The 1,005-nt window shown below is 60.2% G+C and carries 1 protein-coding gene; it reads right to left on the reverse strand.

Going from position 1 to position 1,005, the window contains the following annotated elements; genetic code table 11:
* Positions 1 to 949: IS481 family transposase (locus QMK33_RS23375; RefSeq protein WP_283567044.1), on the reverse strand; the 949-nt coding region annotated here is incomplete at its 3' end.
* Positions 950 to 1,005: the final 56 nt, after the last annotated feature.

Genomic DNA, 1,005 nt, shown 5'->3' on the forward strand with positions numbered 1-1,005 from the left:
TGTATAGTCCCACAAAGTCATGGGTAGGGTCACGAGTGAAGATAGTAGGATTTTTTGTATACTCGGCGCAGACAAACTCGTAGGGGGTCTGGCCCCGTAGCTTTTTGAGCCGCTTAGCCCCGTTATAAGCGGCTAAAAAGGTCTGTAAGTGGTCGTTGAGCTCCTGCTGCGTCTGGTAGAAGTAGCGCTGCACCGTGGCCTCTTTCACGGTACGATTCAGCCGTTCTACCTGCCCGTTGGTCCACGGATGGGCCACTTTGGTGCGCCGGTGTTCGATGCTCTGCTCCCCACAGTACTGGTCGAACAAATGGCCCAGCGGCGTGGGGCGATGGGGCAAGGAAGCGAACTGCACCCCGTTGTCGGTCAAGACTTTGTGAATGCGGTAGGGCACCGCCGCCACCACGCGCTGCCAGAAGGCCAGCGCCGTGGCCACCGTTGCCTCGCTGGCCAATTCAGCGAAGGCCAGCTTGCTGGTGCGGTCCACGGCCACAAACACGTAGTGCTTGCCTTGCGCCGTGCGCACCTCGGCAAAGTCGAGGTGAAAGTAGCCGATGGGATAGTCCTTAAATTTCTTTTTCTCCGCCTGGTTCGGGGGCGCTTCAACGGGCAACTGACTGATACCCTGACGCTGAAAGAGCCGGTGCAAGGCCGAGCGGGATAAGTGCGGGATAGTCTCCTGCAAGGCGTAGAGGCAGTCGTCGAGCGGCAAACAGGTCTGCTGGCGAAAGAGGACCGCCGCGGCTTCCTCGGCCGCCGAAAGAACGGTGGAATGCGGGTCTTTCGGCCCCATCGGCGCGTCCTGCGTGCTGGTCCGCCCGCGCCACTTGGCTACCGTCTTCTCGTTCAGCCCGTAGTGCCGGGCTAGGTGGGCCGTACTTTCCGAACTGGTTTGCAGGGCCCGCCGGATGGCCGGCGTGGTGCGGGCGCTTGCGTGAAGTACTTGTTCCATAATTTTGCCTGACAGTCGCGGGTTAAAGGTACGCCATGACTCTCTGGGACCATACA

The organism is Hymenobacter sp. H14-R3 (assembly GCF_030063445.1).
In the GTDB taxonomy this organism is placed as follows: Bacteria; Bacteroidota; Bacteroidia; order Cytophagales; family Hymenobacteraceae; genus Hymenobacter.